General features: G+C 49.8%; 1 protein-coding gene. It reads left to right on the top strand.

The features are described 5' to 3' along the window. Positions 1-255: hypothetical protein (locus ACO0LF_RS31860; RefSeq protein ID WP_423021476.1), on the top strand; the 255-nt coding region annotated here is incomplete at both ends.

The raw sequence follows: 255 nt of genomic DNA, 5'->3' as shown, positions 1-255 counted from the left end.
GACAGAGTTGACCAGGTCCTGCTCCAGCAAGTGCATATAGCCAGTAATGATACCCGCTATAGCAATACACGGTTCATCAATGACGAAGCAGGCAGACTAACAAGATATACCCATGATAATGCCTATGATGTTGACTATAATTACAACACAGCCGACCAGTTCGACAACTACCAGGTCAGCACCATCAAGGCCGATAGTGGCGGAGGCACCACCACCAACACCTACGACGTCAATGGCCACCTCATCAGCGTCGAC

Source organism: Undibacterium sp. Di27W, assembly GCF_049340345.1.
Lineage (GTDB): Bacteria > Pseudomonadota > Gammaproteobacteria > Burkholderiales > Burkholderiaceae_D > Undibacterium.
The sequence above is the reverse complement of the archived record's forward strand: the minus strand, read 5'-3'. Positions and strand labels throughout refer to the sequence as shown.